Raw genomic sequence first — 22388 nt, 5'->3', positions numbered from 1 at the left:
CGAAGAGGAGATCGCAGACATGAAGGTTGCGGTTCTCGGCGGCGGACCAGCCGGCCTCTACTTTGCCATCTCTATGAAGCTGCGGGACGCCGCTCATGATGTGACGGTGTTCGAGCGCAACCGCGCCGATGACACGTTTGGCTGGGGCGTCGTGCTGTCGGCCGAGACGCTCGAGAACCTCGCCAAGAATGACCCGGTCAGCGCCGTCTGGATCAAGAAGCATTTTGCCTATTGGGACGACATCGCCGTCATCCATGACGGCGTGCGCACGGTCTCGTCAGGCCATGGTTTCTGCGGCATCGGCCGCAAGCGGCTGCTGGTCCTGCTGCAGCGCCGCGCCCGCGAACTCGGCGTCAAGCTGATGTTCGAGACCGATATCGCCGACCCTCGCCCCTATATGGAGACGCATGACCTGGTCGTCGCGGCCGATGGCCTGAACTCAAGGGCGCGCAACACCTTCGTCGACATCTTCAAGCCCGACATCGACACCCGCAAATGCAAGTTCGTCTGGCTCGGTACCAACCAGAAATTCGACGACGCCTTCACCTTCATCTTCGAGAAGACCGAACATGGCTGGGTGTGGGCGCACGCCTACCAATTCGACAGCGACACAGCGACCTTCATCGTCGAGTGCAGCGAACAGACCTGGGCTGCCTTCGGCTTCGGCGCGATGACGCAGCAGGAATCGATCGCGGTGTGCGAGGGCATCTTCGCCAAGCATCTTGGCGGCCACGCGCTGATGACCAATGCCAACCATATCCGTGGCTCGGCCTGGATCAATTTCCCGCGCGTGCTGTGCGAACGCTGGTCGTACAAGAACCTGGCCTTGATGGGCGATGCGGCGGCATCGGCGCATTTCTCGATCGGCTCCGGCACCAAACTCGCCTTGGAAAGTGCCGTGGCGCTGGCCGAGTATGTCGAGACCGAGCCGGATCTTGAAGCCGCCTTCCGCAGATATGAGGATGCCCGCCGCACCGAGGTGTTGAAGCTGCAATCGGCGGCGCGCAATTCGCTGGAATGGTTCGAGGAGGTCGAGCGTTATCTCGGTCTTGATCCGGTGCAGTTCAACTATTCGCTGCTCACCCGTTCGCAGCGCATCAGCCACGAGAATCTGCGACTGCGCGATGCCGAATGGCTGGGCGGCGCGGAGGAGTGGTTCCAGCGCCAGGCGGGTGCCGGCGGTAATAGCCTTAGGCGTGCGCCGATGTTCGCGCCGTTCAAGCTGCGCGATTTGAGGCTCAACAACCGCGTCGTTGTCTCGCCGATGGCGCAGTACAAGGCCGTCGACGGCTGCCCGACCGCCTGGCATTTCACCCATTACGCCGAGCGCGCCAAGGGCGGTGCCGGCCTCGTCTATATCGAGATGACCTGCGTCAGCCCGGAAGGGCGCATCACGCCCGGCTGTCCCGGCTTCTATGCAACAGAACACGAGGTGGCGTGGAAACGGCTGGTCGATTTCGTCCACACCGAGACAGAGGCGAAGCTCTGCGCCCAGATCGGCCATTCCGGCGCCAAGGGCTCGACCCGGCTCGGCTGGGAAGGGACCGACATACCGTTGGCCTCGGGCAACTGGCCGATCATGGCAGCATCGGCCGTGGCGTGGTCGCCGCAGAATCAGGTGCCGAAGGCGATGGACCGCGCCGACATGGATTTGGTGCGCGACCAGTTCGTCGCCTCGGCCGAGATGGCGGATCGCTGCGGCTTCGACATGCTCGAGATTCATGCCGCGCACGGTTATCTCCTGTCGTCCTTCATCACGCCGGTCACCAACCGGCGCACGGATGAGTATGGCGGTTCGCTTGATAATCGCATGCGCTATCCGCTCGAGATATTCCGCGCCGTGCGCGCGGCCTGGCCAGCGGGAAAGCCGATCTCGATGCGCATTTCGGCCAATGACTGGGTCGGCATCGAAGGCGTCACACCGGCCGACGCGGTGGAGATCGCGCGGCTGCTGCATGAGGCCGGCGTCGATATCTGTGACGTCTCGGCAGGGCAAACTTCAGCGTTGGCGAAGCCGGTCTATGGCCGCATGTTCCAGACGCCGTTTTCCGACCGCATCCGCAACGAGGTCGGCATGGCGACGATGGCAGTCGGCAACATCTATGAGCCGGACCATGTCAATTCGATCCTGATGGCCGGCCGCGCCGATCTGGTGGCGCTGGCACGGCCGCATCTTGCCGACCCCTACTGGACGCTGCATGCGGCGGTGATGCTCGGCGACCGTGGCGTGAAGTGGCCGGATCCCTATCTGCCCGGGCGCGACCAGCTCTACCGGTTGGCCGAGCGTGATGCCGCCGCGGGGCTGAAAGTATGACGACCGCAACAGCAATCCCCGGCAAGCATGCGCTGGTCACTGGCGGCGGTTCCGGTGTCGGCCGCGCCATCGCGCTGGCGTTGGCTGGCGCGGACATTGACGTGACCATCTGTGGTCGCCGCGAGGCTGAACTTGCCAAGGTGGCCGGCGAGAGCGACCGCATCTTCGGCATCAGCGCCGACGTCACAGATGAGGCGGCGATGGCCGCGCTTTACGAAACGGCGGAAGCGGCGCGCGGGCCCTTCGACATCGTCGTTGCCAATGCCGGCATGGCCGGCAGCACGCCGGCACACAAGACCACGCTCGCCGACTGGCAGAGGACGCTCGACGTCAATTTGACCGGCGCCTTCCTGACGGTGAAGCCGGCACTGGCCGGCATGGCCACGCGCAAGGCGGGGCGGATCGTCTTCATTGCCTCGACAGCAGGCCTGAAAGGCTACGCTTATGTTGCGCCTTACGTCGCGGCCAAGCATGGCGTCGTCGGCCTGATGCGGGCACTTGCCGCCGAGACGGCGAAATCCGGCGTCACCGTCAACGCTGTCTGCCCGGGCTTCGTCGAGACCGACATGCTGGAAGAATCTATCCAGCGCATCATCGAAAAGACCGGCCGCTCGGCCGGAGAGGCGCGGACAAGCCTCGCCTCGACCAACCCGCAGGGCCGCTTCATCCAGCCGCAGGAAGTTGCCGCCGCTGTGCTCTGGCTGTGTAGCGACGCGGCTCAATCGATTACCGGACAGGCGATCTCCATCTCGGGAGGCGAGACATGGTAGCCGGCCCCCTGCCCGCGCCGTCGGGACCCGGCAAGGACCGCCTGCGCCTGTGGATCAGGCTGCTGCGCGCCTCGCGCACGATCGAAGCGGAACTGCGTGAGCGCCTGAAGAAAGAATTCGATACCACGCTGCCGCGCTTCGACGTGATGGCAGCCCTCTACCGCGTGCCGGAAGGCATGCTGATGAGCGACCTGTCACGCTTCCTGCTGGTGTCAAACGGCAATGTGACAGGCATTGTCGACCGGCTGGTTTCGGAAGGGCTTGTGGCGCGCGCGCGCCGCAATGGCGACCGCCGCACCTCGATGGTGCGGCTGACCGACGAAGGCACCAAATCCTTCGCCACTATTGCCGCGGCGCATGAGGGCTGGATCGGTGAATTGCTGGGCAAGGTCAGCGAGGAGGATGCACGCCGGCTGACCGGCATGCTGACCTCGTTCCGCAGCAACTGGGAGGGACGCGAATGACGGGGATGGCCAACCTCAAGCCGAAGCATTTCCTGTGGGAAGTCGAAGGCAAGATCGCCAAGGTCCGGCTCGACCGGCCGGAGCGCAAGAACCCGCTGACCTTCGACAGCTATGCGGAACTCCGCGACACATTCCGCGACCTCGTCTACGCCGACGATGTCGACGCCGTGGTGTTCCTCTCCAATGGCGGCAATTTCTGCTCTGGCGGTGACGTCCACGACATCATCGGCCCGCTGGTCAAGATGGACATGAAGCAGCTCCTGGCCTTCACCCGTATGACCGGCGATTTCGTCAAGGCGATGCTGAATTGCGGCAAGCCGATCATCGCGGCGGTTGACGGTGTCGCGGTCGGCGCCGGCGCCATCATCGCCATGAGCTCCGATATCCGCATCGCCACACCCGAAGCCAAGACCGCCTTCCTGTTCACCCGCGTCGGTCTCGCCGGCTGCGACATGGGCGCCTGCGCGATCCTGCCGCGTATCATCGGCCAGGGCCGCGCCGCCGAACTGCTCTACACCGGCCGCACCATGACGGCAGCGGAAGGCGAGCGCTGGGGGTTCTACAACAGGCTGGTCGATGCCGCGGCGCTCGAAGCCGACGCGCTCGACATGGCGGCGCGCATCGTCTCCGGCCCGACTTTCGCGCACGGCATCACCAAGACGCAGCTCAACCAGGAATGGTCGATGGGGCTGGATCAGGCGATCGAGGCCGAAGCCCAGGCGCAAGCGATCTGCATGCAGACGCGCGATTTCGAGCGCGCCTACAAGGCATTCGTGGCCAAGGAGAAGCCGGTGTTCGAGGGGAATTGAGGATGCGCGCTTTGATAGAGACGTCGGCGGGACAGCGCCCCCCTCTGTCCTGCCGGACATCTCCCCCACTTGGGGGGAGATCGGCTGTCATCATCGCTGTCGCTAATCTCCAGCGTCGAAAGAGAGGCACCGGCGCCGAAGCTGCCAATCTCCCTCCTTGTGGGAGAGATGTCCGGCAGGACAGAGGGGGGCGCCGTAGAGCGCAATGCTCCTTGGACTGCGGAGGCCAACATGCCTGACCGGTCCTTCCTCTCCTGGCCCTTCTTCGAAGGCCGCCATCGCCAGCTCGCCGATCAACTGGAATCCTGGTGCGCTAAAAACCTCCCCGTCGATCACCACGACGTCGATGCCGCCTGCCGCGAACTGGTGCAAAGGCTTGGCCGCGACGGCTGGCTGAAGCCGACAGCTGTTGACACCGACAATCCCGAACCACTCGATGTCCGCACTCTGTGCATTACCCGCGAGACGCTTGCCCGCCATGACGGGCTCGCCGATTTCGCCTTTGCCATGCAAGGGCTCGGCACCGGCGCGCTCAGCCTGTTCGGCACGCCGGACCAGCAGCAATGGCTGGCCAAGACCCGGGCCGGCAAGGCTATCTCCGCCTTCGCTTTGTCGGAGCCTCGTTCCGGGTCGGATGTCGCCAACACCGAGATGACTGCGACGCGCGACGGCGACAGTTACATTCTCACGGGCGAGAAGACCTGGATCTCCAATGGCGGCATTGCCGACCTCTACATCGTCTTTGCCCGTACCGGCGAGGCGCCGGGCGCCAAGGGGCTTTCCGCCTTTCTCGTGCCTGGCGATGCCCGTGGCCTTGGAATTGCCGAGCGTCTCGAAGTGATCGCGCCGCATCCGCTGGCGCGACTGTCCTTCGATGCGGTTCGGCTGCCGGCTTCATCCCTGATTGGCAAGCCCGGCGACGGCTTCCGTATCGCCATGTCGGTGCTCGACGTGTTCCGCTCGACCGTCGGCGCGGCGGCACTCGGCTTTGCCCGCCGGGCGCTCGATGAGAGCATCAAACGGGTGGCCGAGCGCAAACTGTTCGGCGCGCCGATGGGCGAGTTGCAGATGGTACAGGGCCATATCGCCGACATGGCTCTCGACGTCGACGCGGCGGCTTTGCTGGTCTACCGCGCGGCCTGGACCAAGGACATGGGTGCGGCGCGGGTAACACGCGAGGCGGCGATGGCCAAGCTGTTCGCCACCGACAGGGCGCAAGAGGTGATCGACAAGGCCGTGCAACTGCATGGCGGCGACGGCGTCCGCAAAGGCCACATCGTCGAGAGCCTGTATCGCGAGATCCGCGCGCTGCGCATCTACGAGGGTGCCTCCGACGTGCAGAAGGTGGTGATCGCTAGGCAAGTGATGGGCGCAGCCTGACGGCGAGACATCGACGGCATTCGATTTTTGAGACTTTGTTTTTGGAAATACCGGGAGGCTTGAAATGCACAGGATTTTGCAGCCGGAAGGCTGGGCCAAACCGGTCGGCTATGCCAATGGCGTCGCCGCGCGTGGGCAGCTCATCTTCGTCGGCGGACAGGTCGGCTGGAACGGGCAATGCCAGTTCGAAACCGACGACTTTGTCGGCCAGGTGAAGCAGACGCTTCAAAACATCGTGGCGGTGCTGGCCGAGGCCGGTGCTGAGCCGCGGCACATCACCTCGATGACCTGGTATTTCACCGATAAGGCCGAATACCTCGCCAACCTCAGGGGTATCGGCGAAGCCTATCGCGAGGTGATCGGCCGGCATTTTCCGGCGATGGCCGCCATGCAGGTGGTGGCGCTGGTCGAAGACCGCGCCAAGGTCGAGATCCAGGCTACGGCCGTCATTCCAGAGTAATCTGCGGTCATTGTCCGCGAAGCCCGGCCTGCCTGAGCAGCGGCAACACGTGGTCGCAAAAATAGGGCAGCTCCTGCGTGTAATTGACGAAGGACAAGGCGATGCCCTGATAGCCGTGTCCGGCAATGGCGGCCATGTCGGCGGCGATCGTTTCCGGGGTTCCAACCAAGGGATAGGTGCCGGCGCCGCCGGCGAAGCGCTGGCGGTAGCGGTCATAGGCGTGCGGGTCGTGCGACTGCGAGAATTCCTTCTTGCCGGCCATATGGGCATCGACCGCATCGTGGTCGGCCATGGAAAGGGCATAACGCGTGTAATAAGCCTGCGCCTCTTCCATCGTCGGGCGGCAGACGACATGCGCCACGGTGTAGACGCCGACATTCCTGCCGACCTTGTCGGCCCGTTCGCGGATGTCGACGACATGCTTGCCGGCATCGCTCATCTCGGAAAAGGTCGTGAACAGATAGTCGCATCGGGCGGCGGCGAAATCGCGGCCGGGGCCCCCAAACGCGGCGTTCATGGTCACCGGACGCGGAACCTGAAGACTGGCCGGCCGGCTGACCGCTTCCTTCAGGCGATAATAGACGCCTTCATAGTCGAGCGGGTCGTTCGACGCATAGAGCCGCTCCAGGATTTCAATCCATTCCGCAGCCTGCTCATAGCCCTTTTCGACCAGCGGCGTGCCGAACATGCCGAATTCCTTCGGGTTCCAGCCGCAGACGATGTTGAGGCCGGCGCGGCCCTGGCTGATGTGGTCGACCGTCGCCAGTGCCTTGGCGGCATAGAGCGGATGCACCAGCGGCACATGCACGGTCATGAACAGTCCGATCTGTTCGGTGGCCACGGCAAGAGCCGCTGCCCAGGTGAAGGTTTCAAACGACCATTCGCGCACCTTGTTGCGGCCGCCAAAGCCGCGCCAGCGTGCGATCGGCAGCATGAACTCCAGCCCGGCGCGATCGGCGATCTGCGCCGCCGTCAGATTGTCCTGCCAGCTAGCCGTCCAGCGCTCTGGAACATCGGTGATGGCAAGCCCGCCATCGGCATTGGTCGAAAAGACGCCGAGCTTCAGTTTGTTCGGGCCATGCAAGGGATGTGGTTTGTTCATGTCGCGACCTCCCGGCGAAGATCGCACGCTACGGCTCCGCGAAAATATTTCAAGCATGAAATAGCTTCGCCTTGCGATGGTTTGCCGGTATGAATTCGGCGGAATGAGAAAGGGATCGGCATGAGCGAGTTTCGTCAGAAATGCATAGGCAGGACAAACCTCGTCGGTTCCTTCGCCGCCATTCCGCATCCCGTCGCGGTCGAAGTGATGGCGCAGGCCGGCCTCGATTTCCTCTGCATCGACTGGGAGCATGCCCAGATTTCGCGCGACATGATCGAGGCCATGGTGCGCGCCGCCGACGTCCATCGTGTTCCGGCCATGGTGCGCGTTCCCGGCCATGCGCCTGAAGCCATCCAGGCGGCACTGGACAGCGGCGCGCAAGGCGTGCTGGTGCCGCGCGTCTCGACCGCCGCCCAGGCAGCGATGGCCGTCAAAGCCTCACGCTATCCACCACTGGGCGAGCGTGGCGTCGGACCCGGCCGCGCTGCCGGCTACGGCTATCGCATTCCCGAATATCTTGTCGGCGCCAACGACAGAACCGTCGTCGCGGTCCAGGTCGAGACATCGGAGGGGCTGGCCAACATCGACGCGATCGCGGCCGTCGACGGCGTCGATGTGATCTTCGTTGGCCCTGGCGATCTTTCGGTGTCGATCGATGCAGTCGGACCGCAAGGCGCCGACAAGCTCAATGCGGCGATCGCAACAATCATCGGCGCGACGATCGCACACGACAAGGCAGCCGGCATATTCTGCGCCAGCCCACAGACTGTCAGCCGATGGGCAGCCATCGGCGCGAGTTTCTTCGTGCTGGCAAGCGATACGATCTTTCTGGGCGCCGGCGCCGCGGCCAACTCTGCCGCCGCACGCGACGAATTGGCATGAGACGGACGCCGTCAGGCAAAAAAGGCCTGTCGCCGGAGCAACAGGTTGGCCAAGCTTTTTAAGCTTAAAACTTTCGCCTTGAAAAGCGCCGCACTTTGGATAAGCATTCAAAGTCGATGGCGACTGCCATGCCGGAGGGGCTTGCCGGCCAGTCCATCGTGATGCTCCGGGTGGGAAGGGTCCAGTCCTTGTCGTTCATGCTGCCCCAGTCATCGTCCAGCGCGCGCCATGCTTCGATGGCGTGCGTGCCCGGATTCGTCATCTGCACACCGAGAACATCGTCCGCGCGCACATGGTCGCCGCCATGAATTGACGCCCCGCTGGGAGGTGGGGCGGCAAGAAACCGTGCGGGGCCAGCTCCGCCCGATCAACAACCAGAGGGGAACACCCCAGAGGGAACACCAATGAAGCTCAACCGTCGCAATCTCATCCTGCTCGCAGCCGCCATCGGCATCGCCGCCGGCCCTGCCACCTCTTACGCCGCTGATGTGCTGAATGTCGGCGCCTACCCGACCAATCCGCCCTTCGAGTACAAGAACGAGAGCGGCACCTTCGAGGGCTTTGAAGTCGACATCGTCAACGAAGCAGCCAAGCGCATCGGCATGACCACCGACATTGCCGACCTCGGTTTCCAGGCGCTGTTCGCCGCTGTCAGCTCGAAGCGCATCGATGTTGCCATCTCGTCGATCACCATCACGCCGGAGCGGCTGAAATCGCTGTCGTTTACCCAGCCCTATTATGATTCCGACATGGGCATCGCGACGAAGACCGACAGCGCCGTTAACACCGAGGCCGACCTCAAGGGCAAGGTCGTCGGCGTGCTGTCCGGTTCGACCGGCGAAACCTGGGTCAAGGCGCATCAGGAAGCTGACGGCTACAGCGACGTGAAGGGCTACGACACGCAGCAGAATCTTCTGCTCGACCTGAGCGCCGGCCGCGTCGACGCCGCCGTCAGCGACATTCCTGGCATGCAGTACTCCTTCACCAAGATGAAGGATCTCACCGTCAAGCAGCGCATCAAGACCGGCGAACAGTACGGCCTGATGCTGAGCAAGGACCATCCGCTGCTCGGCAAGCTGAACGACGCGCTGAGCGCGATGAAGAAGGACGGCACGCTGGCCGCGATCCACAAGAAGTGGTTCGGCAGCGACGCGCCGGCCGACTCGTCGACCGTCAAGGAAATGCCGCTGCCGAAGGCCTGAGCGACACTCCGCGCTGAGATCGTGCCGGCTTTGCAGGCCGGCACGTTTCATTTCATGCACCAGCGGCGACGGTTTTTCGCAAAGAGCGCTCCGCGCTCGGCGCAGCATACTGGTTTTAACTTGAGCACCCTTTTGCTCCAGGGTTCGGGAACGCTCCCATGTCGCTGATCGACACCTTCTTCAATCCCGATGTCATCATGTCCAGCCTGCCGGCGCTGTTGCGCGGCTTCCTGAACACGCTGCTGCTCGGCCTGCTCAGTATCGGCATCGGCATCCCCGTCGGCCTGTTGATCAGCCTGCTGCGGCTCTATGGGCCGAAGCCGGTACGGTGGCTGGCAGTCGGCTACACCGACATTTTTCGCGCCCTGCCGGTGCTGGTGGTGCTGATCCTGATTTACTACGCCCTGCCGTTTCTCGGCATACGCCTGTCGTCCTGGGCTTCGGCGGTGACGGCATTTGCCTTCATCATGTCGGCCTATTCGAGCGAGGTGTTCCGCTCCGGCATCGAAAGCATTCCGCGCGGCCAGTTTGAGGCGTCGCAGGCGCTTGGCCTGCCGTTCCTTTTGACCTTGCGCAAGGTGGTGCTGCCGCAGGCGATCCGCGTCGTCATCCCGCCGATGACCAGCAATTGTGTATCGATGTTCAAGGACACCTCGCTCGCCTCCACCGTGGCGCTGCCGGAACTCTTGAAGGAAGCGACCAACGCGCAGTCGCTCTACGCCAACCCCTCGCCGCTGATCGGCGCCGCACTTGTCTATCTCATCTTCCTCTGGCCGATGGTCCGCCTCGTCAGCCTGCTCGAGCGCCGCTTCCAGACCGAGAAGACGCGCTGACCCCGCCAACCATCCGCAAAAAACACTTCGCAGGAGACCACCCTTGAGCAATCCCCAGACCGCCGCCGGCGACTTCCCGGTTGCCACCATCCGCGCCATGTTCCCCGCCTTGCAGCGAGCTGGCGATTTCATTTTCCTGGACAACGCCGCCGGCGCGCAGATCCCGCAGAGCGTGCTCGACGCGGTGACCAACCATCTGGTTTCGCACAATGTGCAACGCGGTGGCCGCTATGGCCGCAGCGTCACCGTCGACCAGTCGGTCGCCGACGCCCGGACAAGCGTAGCGCTGCTGATCAACGCCTACAGCCCGGCGGAAATCTGCTTCGGCATGAACGCCACCTCGTTCATCCGCCTGGTCAGCCTCGGCATCGGCCAGATGCTTGCCAAGGACACAGATGAGGACCGCGACGAGATCGTCATCACCGACATGGACCATGACGCCAACATCGCCACCTGGCTGGCGCTGGAATCCGCCGGCGCCAAGTTCAAGTGGTGGCGCATGCGCGAAGACGGCAATCTGCATGTCGACGATCTCAGGCCGCTTGTTTCCGACCGCACCCGCCTCGTCGCCTGCACGGTGACCGCGCATTCGATCGGCTCGATCGTCGACGTCGCATCCGTGGCTGACATCGCACACGCGGCTGGCGCGGAAGTGTTCCTCGACTGCGTGCACTACGGGCCGCATGGGCTGATCGACGTGCAGGCCTGGGATTGCGACTACCTCGTCTGCTCCGGCTACAAGAATTTCTCGCCGCATATGGGATTCCTGTGGGGTCGCTTCGAAACGCTGAAGCGGCTGCCGACTTTCCGCGAGGATTTCATCCCCAACGAGCCGCCCTACAAGGTTGAAGCCGGCACCTTCATCTACGAGAATGTGGCGGGCATGGATGCGGCGGTGCAGTATCTGGAACTGATCGGCCGCAATCTGGCCCCCTCCAACAACCGTTCCCGGCGCGAAAACATCGTTGCCGGCATGGGCGCCATCCGCGACTATGAGCTGCTTCTGGCGCGCGAGATGCTTGGCGTGCTGAAGGCTTGCGGCGCGACCATCTATGGTGTCGCCGACGAGACCCGCATCAACGAACGCGTGCCGACCTTCTGTTTCAACATCGGCAAGCTTTCACCGCAACGCATCGTCGAGGAAATGGCCGAGATGCAGATCGGCATCCGCGATGGCCACATGTACGCACCACGGCTGATGAAGCGCCTCAACCTGTCAATGGACAGCGGCGCCATCCGCGCCTCGCTTGTGCACTACAACACGGTCGAGGAGATCCGCCGCTTCGGCGAAGCACTGCGCACCATCATCGCCAAGCTGTCGTGAAATGGCTGGTCCTGGCGGCTCCGATGATCTGGACACGGATGGGGCAAGGCCTCTGGTTGTCCTCAGCAACCCCACGCCAGATGATATCGCCGCGCTCGAGGATCAGCTCTACGGCTTCAACGTTGCCGCGACCGGCATAGATGACGGCCGCTATTTGTCGATATTCCTGAAGAGGGACGACGGCACGATCTATGCCGGTCTCCACGGCCATAGTTGGGCGGGCGTATGCGAGATCAAGACGCTATGGATCGCCGACAGCGAGCGCGGCAAAGGCCTCGGCTCACGCCTTCTCGCCGAGGCTGAACAGGAGGCGCGGCGACGTGGGTGCCATGTCATCCACCTCGCGTCCTTCACCTTCCAGGCGCCGGACTTCTATGAGAAGCATGGATTTCAGCGGCTTGTGCAACTTGAGGACTTTCCGCGCGGTCACGCCAATGTCCTGCTTGCAAAGACGCTGGCGCCTGAGGCGCCAGTCTAGCTTGCCTTAGCCAGAAGGGGGGCAACGGCGGAGATCAGGCCGCCTTCTTCTTGGCCAGCCTCGCCTTGATCGAGGCGACATCGGCGCGCGGCGTCGCGGCGAACAGCGTCCTGGTGTAGCTGTGCTTGGGGTCTGAAAAGACCTCTTCGCGCGAGCCGTATTCGACCGCCTCGCCGAAATACATTACCATCACGTCGTCGGCGATGTAGCGCACCACGGACAGATCGTGGCTGATGAAGACATAGGTCAGCTGGAACTCGTCCTGCAGGTCGGCGAGCAGGTTAAGCACTTGCGCCTGCACCGAGAGATCGAGCGCGGAAACCGGCTCGTCCAGAACCAGCAGGCTGGGGTTGAGCATCAGCGCGCGGGCAATGGCGATGCGCTGGCGCTGGCCGCCCGAGAACATATGCGGATAGCGATTGTAGTGCTCGGGTCCGAGACCGACCTTCTTCAGCATCTTCATCGCCAGGTCGCGCCGCTCGGCGGCCGACTTGTCGGTGTTGATCAAGAGCGGCTCGCCTAGAACGTCGCCGATCTTCTGGCGCGGGTTCAGCGATCCATAAGGGTTCTGAAAGACGATCTGCACCTTGCGGCGCATCTCCTTGGAGAGCCCATCCCTGGCGATGTCGACCTTGTTGCCGTCGATGAACAACTCGCCTGACGTCGCAGGATCGATCAGCGTGATGATGCGGGCGAGCGTGGACTTGCCGCAGCCCGATTCGCCGACGATGGCGAGCGTCTTGCCCTTCTCGACGCTGAAGGAAACGCCCTTCACCGCATGCACGGTGCGCGCGCCGCGAAACAGCCCGCCGCCGACATGGTAGTCGCGCTTGATGTCCTTGCCTTCGACAACAATGGTCATGCGCTGGCTCCGGAAGGCGCCGGCTCGAACAGCATGTCGGAGACGGTCGGCAGCCTGTCACCGACAGCATTTTCCGGCAAGGCCGCAAGCAGCGCGCGCGTGTAGTTGCTCTTCGGCGATTCGAACAGCGACAGCACGTCGGCCTCTTCCATCTTGCGGCCCTTGTACTGGACGATGACGCGGTCGGCGGTCTCCGCCACCACGCCCATATTGTGGGTGATCATGATCAGGCCCATGCCGTATTTGGCCTGCAGCGAGACCAGCAGATCGAGGATCTGCTTCTGAATGGTGACGTCCAATGCAGTCGTCGGCTCGTCGGCGATCAAGAGCTTCGGATTGCAGGCGATGGCGATGGCGATCATGACGCGCTGGCACTGGCCGCCCGACATCTGATGCGGGAAGGAGCTCAGCCGTTCGGCCGGCTCGGGAATGCCGACCTGCTTCAACAACTCGATGGCGCGGGCCCGGCGCTGGGCCTTGTCCATGCCCATGTGGAAGCGCAGCACTTCCTCGATCTGGAAGCCGACCGTGAAGCACGGATTGAGGCTGGCCATCGGCTCCTGGAAGATCATCGACATATCCTTGCCGACGATCTTGCGCCGCTCGGCAGGGCCCAGTTTCAGGAGATCGCGTCCGCCAAAGCTCATCTTGTCGGCGGTAACCTTGGCTGTCCACGGCAACAGGCCCATCACGGCCAGCATCGACACCGACTTGCCGGAGCCGGATTCGCCGACGATGGCGAGCACTTCGCGCTCGTTGACATGCAGCGAGACGCCATCGACGGCGCGGAACGGGCCGGACGCAGTCTGGAATTCGACGACGAGGTTCTGGATGTCGAGCAACGCCATCATGACCTCCTGAGCTTGGGATCGAGCGCGTCGCGCAGGCCGTCGCCGACAAGGTTGATGGCGAGCACGGTGATCAGGATGGCGAGACCGGGGAAGGTCACCACCCACCAGGCGCGCAAGATGAATTCGCGCGCCGAGGCAAGCATGGTTCCCCATTCGGGTGTGGGCGGCTGCGCGCCGAGGCCGAGAAAACCAAGGGCTGCCGCTTCGAGAATTGCGTTCGAGAACGACAAGGTCGCCTGGACGATCAGCGGCGCCAGGCAATTGGGCAGGATGGTGCGAAGCATCAGCCTGATATGGCCGGCGCCGGCGACCTTGGCGGCGACGACATATTCACGGCTTTTCTCCGCCATCACGGCCGCCCGCACCAGCCGGGCGAAATGCGGCTGCAGGACGAGCGCTATGGCCAGCATCGCATTGAACAGGCCGGGGCCAAGGATGGTGACCATCACCAGCGCCAGCAACAGCGACGGGAAGGCCAGGATGAGGTCCATGACGCGCATGATCGCCACGTCGACCCAGCCGCGAAAATAGCCGGCCAGCAGGCCGAGCGTGATGCCGCCGGTGAGCGCCAGCGTGACCACGACGGCGCCGATCAGCAGCGAGAAGCGCGCGCCGTAGAGCAGGCGCGAGAGGATGTCGCGCCCGACCGCATCGGTGCCGAGCACATATTGCGTCGAGCCGCCGTCCTGCCAGGCCGGAGGCCGCAGGAATGCGGTCTTGTCCTGGATGTCGGGTGCATAGGGCGCGAGCAGCGGCGCAAACAGCGCCGCCAGGACCAGCAGGATGAAGACAAACAGGCCGATGACGGCGCCGCGGTTCACCGAGAAATAAAACCAGAAGGTCCTGAGACCGGCGAGGCGATCCGGGTTGCCGGCGGCCATCGAGGCGATTTCGGTCGACTGGCTCATCACGCCGCCCTTATGCGTGGGTTGATAACGGCATAGAGCACGTCGACGATCAGGTTCACGGCCATGACGATAAGCGCGATCAGGAGCAGGCCAGACTGCACGACAACATAGTCGCGCTTGGATATGGATTCGACCATCCATCTGCCGATGCCCGGCCAGGAGAAGATCGTTTCGGTAAGGATGGCGCCGGCGAGCAGCGTACTAACCTGCAGGCCGATAGTGGTGACCACCGGGATGAGTGCATTGCGCAGGGCATGCACACCGATGACCCGGGCCGACGAAAGCCCTTTGGCTCGGGCAGTCCGCACGTAATCCTCCCCCAGCACCTCGAGCATGGCGGAGCGCGTCTGGCGCGCTATCACTGCCAGCGGAATGGTGCCGAGCACAATTGTCGGCAGCACCAGATGGCGCAATACCGAGCGAAATGCGTCCCATTTGCCGTAGAGCAAGGTATCGATGGTCATGAAGCCGGTGATCGGCTTGAAGAAGTACTGCAGGTCGATGCGGCCGTTGACCGGTGTCCAGCCGAGATAGCCGGAGAAAAAGATGATCAGCAGCAGGCCCCACCAGAAGATCGGCATGGAGTAGCCGACAAGCGCCGTGCCCATCAGCGACTGATCGAACCACGAGCCGCGCTTGATCGCCGCGAAAATGCCGGCCGGAATGCCGAGCACCATGGCAAAAATCATGGCGAAAAATGAGAGTTCCAACGTCGCCGGGAAGAGCGTCTTGAACTCTTCGAGCACCGGGCGCTTGGACGAAATCGAGACGCCGAAATCGCCGGTCACGACCTCACCGACATAGCGCGCATATTGCTGCCAGATCGGCAGATTGTAGCCGAACTGCTCCTTGAGCTCTTCGTAACGCGCCGGCGCCACGCCGTGTTCGCCGGCCATGGCAAGGATCGGATCGCCGGGCAGCAGCCTGACGAACGCAAAGGCGCAGATCGTGATGCCGACAAGCGTCGGGATCAAAAGTGCAATTCGGTGGAGGATATATTTTAGCATGATGTAGGGGGGCGGCGCCTCATTGCGCCGCCCCGCTCTATAGTCTTATTCGGCCTTGTCAACGCCGTCGAAGCGGTGAATGCCGAGCGGGTCCATCATGAACCCGCTGACATTCTTGCGCACGACTGCGTAGACTTGGCTATGTGCCAGCAGGAAGGCCGGAGCCTGCTTCTGGAAGACGACCTGCGCCTGCTCATAGAGCTTCGAGCGCTCGCCCTGGTCGCTGGTCTTCTTGGCCTTCTGGATCAGATCCTCGAAGTCCTTGTCGCACCAGCTGGAGTAGTTCGACACACCGATTGCGTTGCAGGCGAAGAGCGTGGCGAAGAAGTTGTCCGGATCGCCATTGTCGCCGGTCCAGCCGATCTGGAAGGCGCCTGGACGGTCCTTCTTCTTGCCTTCCGAGCGATACTTCGTCCATTCGTAGTTGACGATCTCCGCCTTGACGCCGACCTTGGCCCAGTCGGCCTGGATCAGTTCGGCGGCGCGCTGGAAGTTCGGGTTGTATGGGCGAACGCGGTCGGAAGCCCAGAGCTGGATGTCCGTCAGACCGGCAGCAGCCAGAACTTTCTTAGCCGCATCCGGATCGTAGGCGTCCGTCTTCACATCCTTGTTCCACGACCACATCGTCGGCGGGATCAGGTTTTCGGCAGGCGTGGCGCCAGCATCCTGGAACAGCGACTTGATCAGCGATGCCCGGTCGATCGCCTGGTTGAGCGCGTGGCGAACCTCGGGCTTGTCAAGCGGCGGGATGGTTGTGTTGTAGCTCATATAGCCAATGTTCAGGCCGGCCTGATCCATCAGGGTCACGTCCTTGTTGGCCTTGATCGTGCCGATGTCGGCCGGGTTCGGATAGGGCGCGATATCGCATTCGCCGGCCAACACCTTCTGGATGCGGGCGGTCGCGTCTGGCGTGATGGCGAAGACGAGATCGTCGATCTTCTCCTTGCCCTTGAAGTAGTCCGGGTGGGCCGCATAGCGGATGACCGAATCCAGCTGGTAGTCGACGAACTGGAACGGACCGGTGCCGATCGGTTTTGTGGAGAAATCGGCCATCTTGCCGGACTTCTCCAGCTGGTCGGCATATTCCTTCGATACGATCGACGCGAAGTCCATGCCTAGATTGGCGAGCATCGGCGCGTTCGGCTCGGTCAGCGTCAGCTTGACGGTGAGGTCATCGACCTTTTCCCACTTGGCGACGTATTTCGGCATGTCCATGCCGGTGTAATAGTCCCAGGTCAGGTTCGGCAGGTACTTGTCGCCGTTCCAGGGATTCTGCTTGTCGAACTGGCGGTCGAAGGAGAAGACCACGTCATCCGCATTGAGATCGCGGGTCGGCTTGAAATAGTCGGTGGTCTGGAACTTCACGCCCGGATGCAGATGGAAAGTATAGACCAGTCCATCGTCCGAGATTTCCCACTTGTCGGCGAGGCCAGGCTCGACCTCGGTGCCGCCGTGCTTGAACTCGACAAGACGCGAATAGACGGTACGCGACGAGGCATCGAAATCGTTGCCGCCGGTCGTCGTACCCGGGTCGAAATTGGCCGGTGACGCTTCCGAGCAATAGACAAGCGTCTTCGCATTGGCCATGCCGCCCAGGACGCTTGCAGCCAGCAACGCGGCCGCAAAAGCGAGTTTCTTTTTCATTGAGCACTCCCTGATGTTCTTCCAAGCCCCTCTATCAGGCTCGCGAAGCGCGCATATAAGCACCGTTTTTCCGGCTTTGGAACACCCCGTTTGCTTACCCCTCGGGAAGCAGGAAAAAAATCCGCGATTTTGCTAAATGACAGAATAAATTAGCAGTTTTTTCCATTCACGGGATTGTTAACGACTGCATTTTTTTATTGATCTGGCATCTGGCGACATCGACGACGCGCGGCGTCTCCATCCGACATCGATGGGGAAAGATGCCTTTCCAAGCGTCGCCGGCGGGAAAGATTTCGGCGGCAAATCTTTCGGCGCCTTGCCGCGAGGGCAAGACTTGCACCGTCGCCGATAGAGGCAATACATAGATGGACATGCTGGCGGCAGCGGAGGACGTCTCTGTTATCTCAGGGCGAGCGCGGCGCAGGCAAACAAGAACGACCCAGGGAGGGACTGTTGGCAAAAGCATCAAAGACGACGGCGCCAGCGAAATCATCGGCCAAGGCAGCTCCAAAAGCAGCTGCCGCAACCGTCAAGCCGAAAGCGCCAGTCGCCAAAGCCGCCGCGGCCAAGCCGAAGGCAGCCATCTTGCCCGTGAAGACGAGCACAAAGCCGGCAGCAAAAGCCCCGACCAAACCTGCGACCGGAAAGACGACGTCCGCTGCAAAGCCGATGGCGAAAACTTTAGCGACCAACGCAGTGGCATCGAAAGACAGTGCAGCGAAAGCCTCGCCAGCCGCGAAGCCCGTCGAGGCCACCGCCAAGCGCCTGCCGAAGGCGCTCACCGAGCTTGCCGCCGGGTTACCGGAGAAGCCGTGGCTGAAGAGCTATCCGAAGAACGTACCGGCCGAAATCGGCCCCTTGCCCTACAGCTCGATCGGCGATTTCCTGGTCGCCGCCTGCAAGCAGTTTTCCGCCCAGCCGGCCTTCACCTGCATGGACAAGTCCGTCAGCTTCACCGATGTCGAGCGGCTGTCGGCGGCGTTCGGCGCTTATCTGCAGTCGAAGGGTCTGCAGAAGGGCGCGCGCGTCGCCCTGATGATGCCGAATGTGCTGCAATATCCCATTGCGATGATGGCCGTGCTTCGTGCGGGCTATGTCGTGGTCAACATCAATCCGCTGTACACGCCGCGCGAACTGGAGCACCAGCTCAAGGATTCCGGCGCACAGGCCATCGTCATCCTGGAAAACTTCGCCAACACCTTGCAGGCGGTGATCGCCAGGACAGCGGTCAAACATGTCGTGGTGGCGGCCATGGGTGACATGCTCGGCGGCCTCAAGGGCACGATCGTCAATCTGGTCGTGCGCCGCGTGAAGAAGATGGTGCCGGCATGGTCCCTGCCCGGTCACGTCAAGTTCAACGCTGCCGTGAAGGCGGGATCCGGCGGCAACTTCAAGCCGGCCAAGGTCGAGGCCAGCGATGTCGCCTTCCTGCAATATACGGGCGGCACCACGGGTGTCTCGAAGGGCGCCACGCTGCTGCACAGCAACGTGCTCGCCAATGTCGTGCAGAACGCGCAGTGGATGGAAGACGCCTATACGATCAAGCCGAAACCTGCGCACCCGAATTTCATCTGCGCGCTGCCGCTCTATCATATCTTCGCGCTGACGGTGAACGCGCTGATGGGCATGCAGCAAGGCGCCCGAAACGTGCTCATTCCGAACCCGCGCGATATTCCGGGCTTCGTCAAGGAGTTGAAGAAATATCCGGTCCATGTTTTTCCCGGCCTCAACACGCTGTTCAACGCACTGCTCAACAATGAGGACTTCCGCAAGCTCGACTTCAAGCCGCTGGTGCTGACGCTGGGCGGCGGCATGGCGGTGCAGAAGGGCGTCGCCGAACGCTGGAAGGCGTTGACCGGCTGTCCTGTCACCGAAGGTTACGGACTTTCCGAAACCTCGCCGGTGGCCACCGCCAACAAGTTCAGCGCCGGCGATTTCACCGGCACGATCGGCCTGCCGCTGCCCTCGACCGAGATTGCCATCCGCGACGATGACGGCAACAATCTGCCGCTGGGCGAGGTCGGCGAGATCTGCATCAGGGGACCGCAGGTGATGTCGGGGTACTGGAACCGGCCTGACGAGACCGCCAAGGTGATGACCAAGGATGGCTACTTCAAATCGGGCGACATGGGCTTCATGGACGAGCGCGGTTACACCAAGATAGTCGACCGCAAGAAGGACATGATCCTGGTCTCGGGCTTCAACGTCTACCCGAACGAACTCGAGGAAGTCGTGGCGATGCATCCGGGCGTGCTCGAAGTGGCTGCGATCGGCGTGCCGGACGAGCATTCCGGCGAGGTGCCGAAGCTTTTCATCGTCAAGAAGGACCCCGCCCTGACCGCTGAAGCCATCGTCGCTTTCTGCCGCGAGAACCTGACGGGCTACAAGCGGCCCAAATACATCGAGTTCAGGACCGAATTGCCGAAGACGCCGGTCGGTAAGATTTTGCGGCGGGCGCTGCGCGAATAGTGAGGGCTGCCGACAACGATACACCAGGCAACGGGGCCTCGGACGGGGACTTGCGCCTCGATCCCGCGGAATTCATCGAAGCCAATCTGCGGCTTGCTCCGGTGCCGGCGCTTCCAGAAATCCGGCTCTACACGGCCCATCCAGGCAGCGGGTTGAGGCGGCTTCTCGGCTTCGAAGACGACAACGATACCGACAAGGGCACGCCCGAACCGCAGCCGCCCTACTGGGCCTATGCGTGGGCCGGCGGCACCGTGCTCGCACGCTACATCCTCGACCATCCGATGACGGTGGCGGGCCGCCGCGTGCTGGACCTGGGGGCGGGTTCAGGCATTGTCGGGATTGCCGCCGCGAAGGCCGGGGCGCGCGAAGTCATCGCCGCCGAAATCGACCGCAACGGCATCGCCGCGATCCGACTCAATGCGGCTGCGAACGGGGTCGAGATCGCCATTTTAGACAAGGACATCACAGCGGGTCCGCCGCCAGCGGTCGACCTAGTGCTTGCCGGCGATGTGTTCTACGGCCACGAGGTTGCTCTGCGGGTTATCCCGTTCCTCGATCGCTGCCTGGCAGCCGGCATCGAGGTTCTGGTCGGCGATCCCCGTCGCGTCGACCTGCCGCTGACGCGGTTGCGGTTGCTGGCCGAATATCAGGTGCCGGATTTTGGCGACGCGAAGGGTGCTGCGACCAGACCGAGCGGTGTTTTTCGCTTCGAGCAGGAAGGGCATTAACGCTGGAAGCGAAGCCCCAGTCGCTGCCGATGACTGGGGTGGACCGTCTGCATACGCTCACCTTTTGTTATGCGCTGTGTTCGAATTTGTTCTCCAATGTAAAATCCGGCCGAGGGTGACGATTCGGAGGAGAAATGGCAGGGGACCGAGCACTGTCCGCCAGGGATAGCCAGATTTTTCCGGAGATGGAGTGGGCCGAAGTATCAGCGGCAAGCCTCGGTTGGTCCACCCAGCGCCTCGCCGCTCTTGCCCACGATTTGGCCGACGATCGCTCAACAGCCCTGATGGTCATCGCTGGCGGAAGCGTCATTTTCCAATGGGGTGACGTGGCTCGGAAGTCGAGCGTGGCCTCCGTGCGGAAAAGCCTGATCAACGTCCTCTATGGCATCTATATCGCGGAAGGCAGGATCGATCTGAACGCGACGCTCGCGGATCTGCATATCGACGATTTTCAGCCGCTCACACAAACTGAGCAACAAGCCACGGTCGCGGACCTCCTGCGCGCCCGGTCAGGCGTCTATCTGCCCTCGGTCTACAATACGGAGCATGGGCGACCGGAACGCGGCAGCCATCCACCCGGTTCGCACTGGTTCTACAACAACTGGGATTTCAACGTGCTCGGAACGATACTGGAGCGCCAGACGGGCCAGACCGTGTTCGAGGCGCTTGCCACGCGAGTAGCGGTTCCTCTCGGAATGCAAGACTTCGAAAGGGGGGACGGTTACTACCTCGGAGGCCGGGAATCCCTGCACCCCGTCTACAAGTTGAGCATGACCGCCCGTGACCTCGCGCGAGTTGGCCTGCTCTACCTTCGCGGTGGCCGCTGGGGAAGGCGCCAGCTCGTCCCTGAGAGCTGGGTTCGGGAAAGCACTCTCCCACAATCGGACATCGGAGAAGGGAGAGGCTACGGCTACCTCTGGTGGACGGCAGCGGCCAATGCGCCCGGCGACAGCATGAGTGTCCGTGCGCCGAGTTTCTATGCGAGCGGCTTCGGCGGGCAGTACATCGTCGTTGTTCCAACGCTTGATCTCGTCGTCGTGCACAGATCGGCGAGAGTCGATCACGGCATAGACGATGTTCGGATGGGAGATATTCTGCGCCTCGCCCTCGCAGCCATGCCAGACCGAGGCCGGTGACTTGGGAGAAAGCCAGAGCTTACTTGCCCTCCAGCCTCCCCCTCAAACCGTCTCCCTGACCCGCGCCGAAAGGAAATCCGGCAGGTCGGCAACCGAATCCAGGATGACGTCGGCGATCTCGGCCAGCGATTCCCGCGTACCTGTGCCGGAGAGCACGCCCACCGCCAGGCCACAGCCGCCGGCGCGCGCCATTTCGAGATCGTGGCGGTTATCGCCGACCATGGCGATCTCCGACGGCCTCAGCCCGGTAAGGTCGCAAAAGGCCTGGATGGTGTCGGGCGCCGGTTTCGGGTTGGCTACCGCGTCGTAGCCATAGGCGGCATCGAAGAGCTGGGCGACGCCCAGCGCGGCCAGGGTCTTTTCCGCGCCGCTGGTCGAATCGTTGGTGGCGACGCCAAGCCGGTAGGATCTTTTGTGTAGCGCCGCCAAGGAGTCGACGACACCTGGCAATGCCACCGCCATCGCCGAGCCCTGCACCGAAGTGATCTCGTTGAAGCGGGCGACGGCCAGCATCTGGTCCTCGTTGGACAGCCGCGGAAACCACAATTCGACAACATCGAGATTGGTGCCGGAGGCAAAGATCGAGTCAGGCTTGAAGCGCCGGTTGGCGAAATCGAAGCCTGCCGCCGCAAGCAGCCTGTCAGCTTTCCAGCGGTCGCCATCGGAGGCATCCATGGCCATGAAGTCGGCCACGCCAAGCCAGGTCGCGTTGAAGTCGACAAGTGTCCCGTCCTTGTCGAACAATATCCCCTTGATGTCTGCCAA

Annotated in this window: 23 protein-coding genes; 14 read left to right on the top strand and 9 right to left on the bottom strand. The window is 62.7% G+C overall.

Translation table 11 applies throughout. From position 1 onward, the window contains the following. Nucleotides 1-19 precede the first annotated feature (19 nt). From A3A9_RS0123180 to A3A9_RS0123155, 6 genes are all read left to right on the top strand, one after another. The gene (locus A3A9_RS0123180; protein WP_027060916.1) at nt 20-2314 is read left to right on the top strand and encodes a bifunctional salicylyl-CoA 5-hydroxylase/oxidoreductase; all 2295 of its coding nucleotides are present in this window, start codon (nt 20-22) and stop codon (nt 2312-2314) included. Continuing rightward, entirely contained in the window at nt 2311-3084 is a 774-nt protein-coding gene (locus A3A9_RS0123175) for an SDR family NAD(P)-dependent oxidoreductase (protein ID WP_027060915.1), read from the top strand. Before A3A9_RS0123180 ends, A3A9_RS0123175 begins: the two co-directional genes overlap by 4 nt. Then, a complete protein-coding gene (locus A3A9_RS0123170) occupies nt 3078-3548 on the top strand; it encodes a MarR family winged helix-turn-helix transcriptional regulator (RefSeq protein ID WP_027043615.1) in 471 nt (156 codons plus the stop codon). Before A3A9_RS0123175 ends, A3A9_RS0123170 begins: the two co-directional genes overlap by 7 nt. Continuing rightward, nucleotides 3545-4357: an enoyl-CoA hydratase family protein gene (locus A3A9_RS0123165; protein WP_027060914.1), complete on the top strand. Its 813-nt coding sequence runs from the start codon at nt 3545-3547 to the stop codon at nt 4355-4357. The genes A3A9_RS0123170 and A3A9_RS0123165 overlap by 4 nt, the downstream gene beginning before the upstream one ends. 231 nt (nt 4358-4588) lie before the next feature. Further along, nucleotides 4589-5737, top strand: coding sequence for an acyl-CoA dehydrogenase family protein (locus A3A9_RS0123160; protein ID WP_027060913.1), 1149 nt, complete (start codon nt 4589-4591; stop codon nt 5735-5737). A gap of 64 nt (nt 5738-5801) precedes the next feature. Further along, nucleotides 5802-6197 carry a RidA family protein gene (locus A3A9_RS0123155; protein WP_027060912.1) on the top strand — a complete coding sequence of 132 codons (396 nt, stop codon included), beginning with the start codon at nt 5802-5804 and terminating at the stop codon, nt 6195-6197. Between the two features lie 7 nt (nt 6198-6204). Here the strand turns inward: A3A9_RS0123155 and A3A9_RS0123150 are convergent, their stop codons facing one another. Further along, on the bottom strand, nt 6205-7299 hold the full coding sequence (locus tag A3A9_RS0123150) for an LLM class flavin-dependent oxidoreductase (protein ID WP_027060911.1): 1095 nt from the start codon (nt 7297-7299) through the stop codon (nt 6205-6207). 120 nt (nt 7300-7419) lie between these two features. Between A3A9_RS0123150 and A3A9_RS0123145 the strand changes: the two genes are divergently transcribed. Next, nucleotides 7420-8181: an HpcH/HpaI aldolase family protein gene (locus tag A3A9_RS0123145; RefSeq protein WP_027060910.1), complete on the top strand. Its 762-nt coding sequence runs from the start codon at nt 7420-7422 to the stop codon at nt 8179-8181. 64 nt (nt 8182-8245) lie between these two features. Here A3A9_RS0123145 and A3A9_RS44870 read toward each other — a convergent pair whose 3' ends face one another. Next, nucleotides 8246-8473 carry a hypothetical protein gene (locus tag A3A9_RS44870; RefSeq protein WP_027060909.1) on the bottom strand — a complete coding sequence of 76 codons (228 nt, stop codon included), beginning with the start codon at nt 8471-8473 and terminating at the stop codon, nt 8246-8248. 112 nt (nt 8474-8585) lie between these two features. On the opposite strand from A3A9_RS44870, the gene A3A9_RS0123135 reads away from it, so the two are divergent. The 4 genes from A3A9_RS0123135 (at nt 8586) to A3A9_RS0123120 (ending at nt 12018) form a co-directional block, all read left to right on the top strand. Continuing rightward, on the top strand, nt 8586-9383 hold the full coding sequence (locus A3A9_RS0123135; RefSeq protein WP_027060908.1) for an ABC transporter substrate-binding protein: 798 nt from the start codon (nt 8586-8588) through the stop codon (nt 9381-9383). Nucleotides 9384-9541: 158 nt separating this feature from the next. After that, nucleotides 9542-10216, top strand: a complete 675-nt coding sequence (locus A3A9_RS0123130; RefSeq protein ID WP_027060907.1) for an amino acid ABC transporter permease — start codon at nt 9542-9544, stop codon at nt 10214-10216. Nucleotides 10217-10259: 43 nt separating this feature from the next. Continuing rightward, on the top strand, nt 10260-11540 hold the full coding sequence (locus tag A3A9_RS0123125; protein WP_027060906.1) for a cysteine desulfurase-like protein: 1281 nt from the start codon (nt 10260-10262) through the stop codon (nt 11538-11540). A 1-nt stretch (nt 11541) separates the two neighbouring features. After that, the gene (locus A3A9_RS0123120) at nt 11542-12018 is read left to right on the top strand and encodes a GNAT family N-acetyltransferase (protein ID WP_051371086.1); all 477 of its coding nucleotides are present in this window, start codon (nt 11542-11544) and stop codon (nt 12016-12018) included. Between the two features lie 34 nt (nt 12019-12052). On the opposite strand, the gene A3A9_RS0123115 is transcribed toward A3A9_RS0123120, so the two are convergent. The 6 genes from A3A9_RS0123115 to A3A9_RS45295 all read right to left on the bottom strand — a co-directional run bounded on the left by A3A9_RS0123115 (nt 12053) and on the right by A3A9_RS45295 (nt 17783). Next, nucleotides 12053-12880, bottom strand: coding sequence for a dipeptide ABC transporter ATP-binding protein (locus tag A3A9_RS0123115; RefSeq protein ID WP_027060904.1), 828 nt, complete (start codon nt 12878-12880; stop codon nt 12053-12055). Then, nucleotides 12877-13728, bottom strand: coding sequence for an ABC transporter ATP-binding protein (locus tag A3A9_RS39265; RefSeq protein WP_082222191.1), 852 nt, complete (start codon nt 13726-13728; stop codon nt 12877-12879). Before A3A9_RS39265 ends, A3A9_RS0123115 begins: the two co-directional genes overlap by 4 nt. Then, entirely contained in the window at nt 13728-14612 is an 885-nt protein-coding gene (locus A3A9_RS0123105) for an ABC transporter permease subunit (RefSeq protein WP_027060903.1), read from the bottom strand. The genes A3A9_RS39265 and A3A9_RS0123105 overlap by 1 nt, the downstream gene beginning before the upstream one ends. Before the next feature lie 26 nt (nt 14613-14638). Beyond that, on the bottom strand, nt 14639-15646 hold the full coding sequence (locus A3A9_RS0123100) for an ABC transporter permease subunit (protein WP_027043625.1): 1008 nt from the start codon (nt 15644-15646) through the stop codon (nt 14639-14641). A 45-nt stretch (nt 15647-15691) separates the two neighbouring features. Beyond that, entirely contained in the window at nt 15692-17290 is a 1599-nt protein-coding gene (locus tag A3A9_RS0123095) for an ABC transporter substrate-binding protein (RefSeq protein ID WP_027060902.1), read from the bottom strand. Nucleotides 17291-17456: 166 nt separating this feature from the next. Beyond that, nucleotides 17457-17783, bottom strand: coding sequence for a hypothetical protein (locus A3A9_RS45295; protein ID WP_202596405.1), 327 nt, complete (start codon nt 17781-17783; stop codon nt 17457-17459). Between A3A9_RS45295 and A3A9_RS0123090 the strand changes: the two genes are divergently transcribed. The 3 genes from A3A9_RS0123090 (at nt 17744) to A3A9_RS0123080 (ending at nt 21623) form a co-directional block, all read left to right on the top strand. Beyond that, nucleotides 17744-19759: a long-chain fatty acid--CoA ligase gene (locus A3A9_RS0123090; RefSeq protein WP_027060901.1), complete on the top strand. Its 2016-nt coding sequence runs from the start codon at nt 17744-17746 to the stop codon at nt 19757-19759. The genes A3A9_RS45295 and A3A9_RS0123090 overlap by 40 nt on opposite strands. A 50-nt stretch (nt 19760-19809) precedes the next feature. Continuing rightward, nucleotides 19810-20487, top strand: coding sequence for a class I SAM-dependent methyltransferase (locus A3A9_RS0123085; protein WP_082222190.1), 678 nt, complete (start codon nt 19810-19812; stop codon nt 20485-20487). Between the two features lie 134 nt (nt 20488-20621). Further along, a complete protein-coding gene (locus A3A9_RS0123080; protein ID WP_027060899.1) occupies nt 20622-21623 on the top strand; it encodes a serine hydrolase domain-containing protein in 1002 nt (333 codons plus the stop codon). 42 nt (nt 21624-21665) lie between these two features. Here the strand turns inward: A3A9_RS0123080 and A3A9_RS0123075 are convergent, their stop codons facing one another. After that, nucleotides 21666-22388: an HAD family hydrolase gene (locus A3A9_RS0123075; RefSeq protein WP_027060898.1), complete on the bottom strand. Its 723-nt coding sequence runs from the start codon at nt 22386-22388 to the stop codon at nt 21666-21668.

It is taken from the genome of Mesorhizobium loti CJ3sym (assembly GCF_000472785.1).
GTDB classification, from domain to species: Bacteria; Pseudomonadota; Alphaproteobacteria; order Rhizobiales; family Rhizobiaceae; genus Mesorhizobium; species Mesorhizobium loti_E.
The sequence above is the reverse complement of the archived record's forward strand: the minus strand, read 5'-3'. Positions and strand labels throughout refer to the sequence as shown.

Bases quoted from the DNA above. Each gene is read 5' to 3' on its own strand.
- A3A9_RS0123105 (WP_027060903.1), bottom strand. From the start codon at position 14,612: ATGGCCGCCGGCAACCCGGATCGCCTCGCCGGTCTCAGGACCTTCTGG.
- A3A9_RS39265 (WP_082222191.1), bottom strand. From the start codon at position 13,728: ATGGCGTTGCTCGACATCCAGAACCTCGTCGTCGAATTCCAGACTGCG.
- A3A9_RS0123095 (WP_027060902.1), bottom strand. From the start codon at position 17,290: ATGAAAAAGAAACTCGCTTTTGCGGCCGCGTTGCTGGCTGCAAGCGTC.
- A3A9_RS0123100 (WP_027043625.1), bottom strand. From the start codon at position 15,646: ATGCTAAAATATATCCTCCACCGAATTGCACTTTTGATCCCGACGCTT.
- A3A9_RS0123130 (WP_027060907.1), top strand. From the start codon at position 9,542: ATGTCGCTGATCGACACCTTCTTCAATCCCGATGTCATCATGTCCAGC.
- A3A9_RS0123175 (WP_027060915.1), top strand. From the start codon at position 2,311: ATGACGACCGCAACAGCAATCCCCGGCAAGCATGCGCTGGTCACTGGC.
- A3A9_RS0123135 (WP_027060908.1), top strand. From the start codon at position 8,586: ATGAAGCTCAACCGTCGCAATCTCATCCTGCTCGCAGCCGCCATCGGC.
- A3A9_RS0123120 (WP_051371086.1), top strand. From the start codon at position 11,542: ATGGCTGGTCCTGGCGGCTCCGATGATCTGGACACGGATGGGGCAAGG.
- A3A9_RS0123180 (WP_027060916.1), top strand. From the start codon at position 20: ATGAAGGTTGCGGTTCTCGGCGGCGGACCAGCCGGCCTCTACTTTGCC.
- A3A9_RS0123170 (WP_027043615.1), top strand. From the start codon at position 3,078: ATGGTAGCCGGCCCCCTGCCCGCGCCGTCGGGACCCGGCAAGGACCGC.
- A3A9_RS0123160 (WP_027060913.1), top strand. From the start codon at position 4,589: ATGCCTGACCGGTCCTTCCTCTCCTGGCCCTTCTTCGAAGGCCGCCAT.
- A3A9_RS0123155 (WP_027060912.1), top strand. From the start codon at position 5,802: ATGCACAGGATTTTGCAGCCGGAAGGCTGGGCCAAACCGGTCGGCTAT.
- A3A9_RS0123115 (WP_027060904.1), bottom strand. From the start codon at position 12,880: ATGACCATTGTTGTCGAAGGCAAGGACATCAAGCGCGACTACCATGTC.
- A3A9_RS0123165 (WP_027060914.1), top strand. From the start codon at position 3,545: ATGACGGGGATGGCCAACCTCAAGCCGAAGCATTTCCTGTGGGAAGTC.
- A3A9_RS0123150 (WP_027060911.1), bottom strand. From the start codon at position 7,299: ATGAACAAACCACATCCCTTGCATGGCCCGAACAAACTGAAGCTCGGC.
- A3A9_RS0123145 (WP_027060910.1), top strand. From the start codon at position 7,420: ATGAGCGAGTTTCGTCAGAAATGCATAGGCAGGACAAACCTCGTCGGT.
- A3A9_RS45295 (WP_202596405.1), bottom strand. From the start codon at position 17,783: ATGATTTCGCTGGCGCCGTCGTCTTTGATGCTTTTGCCAACAGTCCCT.
- A3A9_RS0123080 (WP_027060899.1), top strand. From the start codon at position 20,622: ATGGCAGGGGACCGAGCACTGTCCGCCAGGGATAGCCAGATTTTTCCG.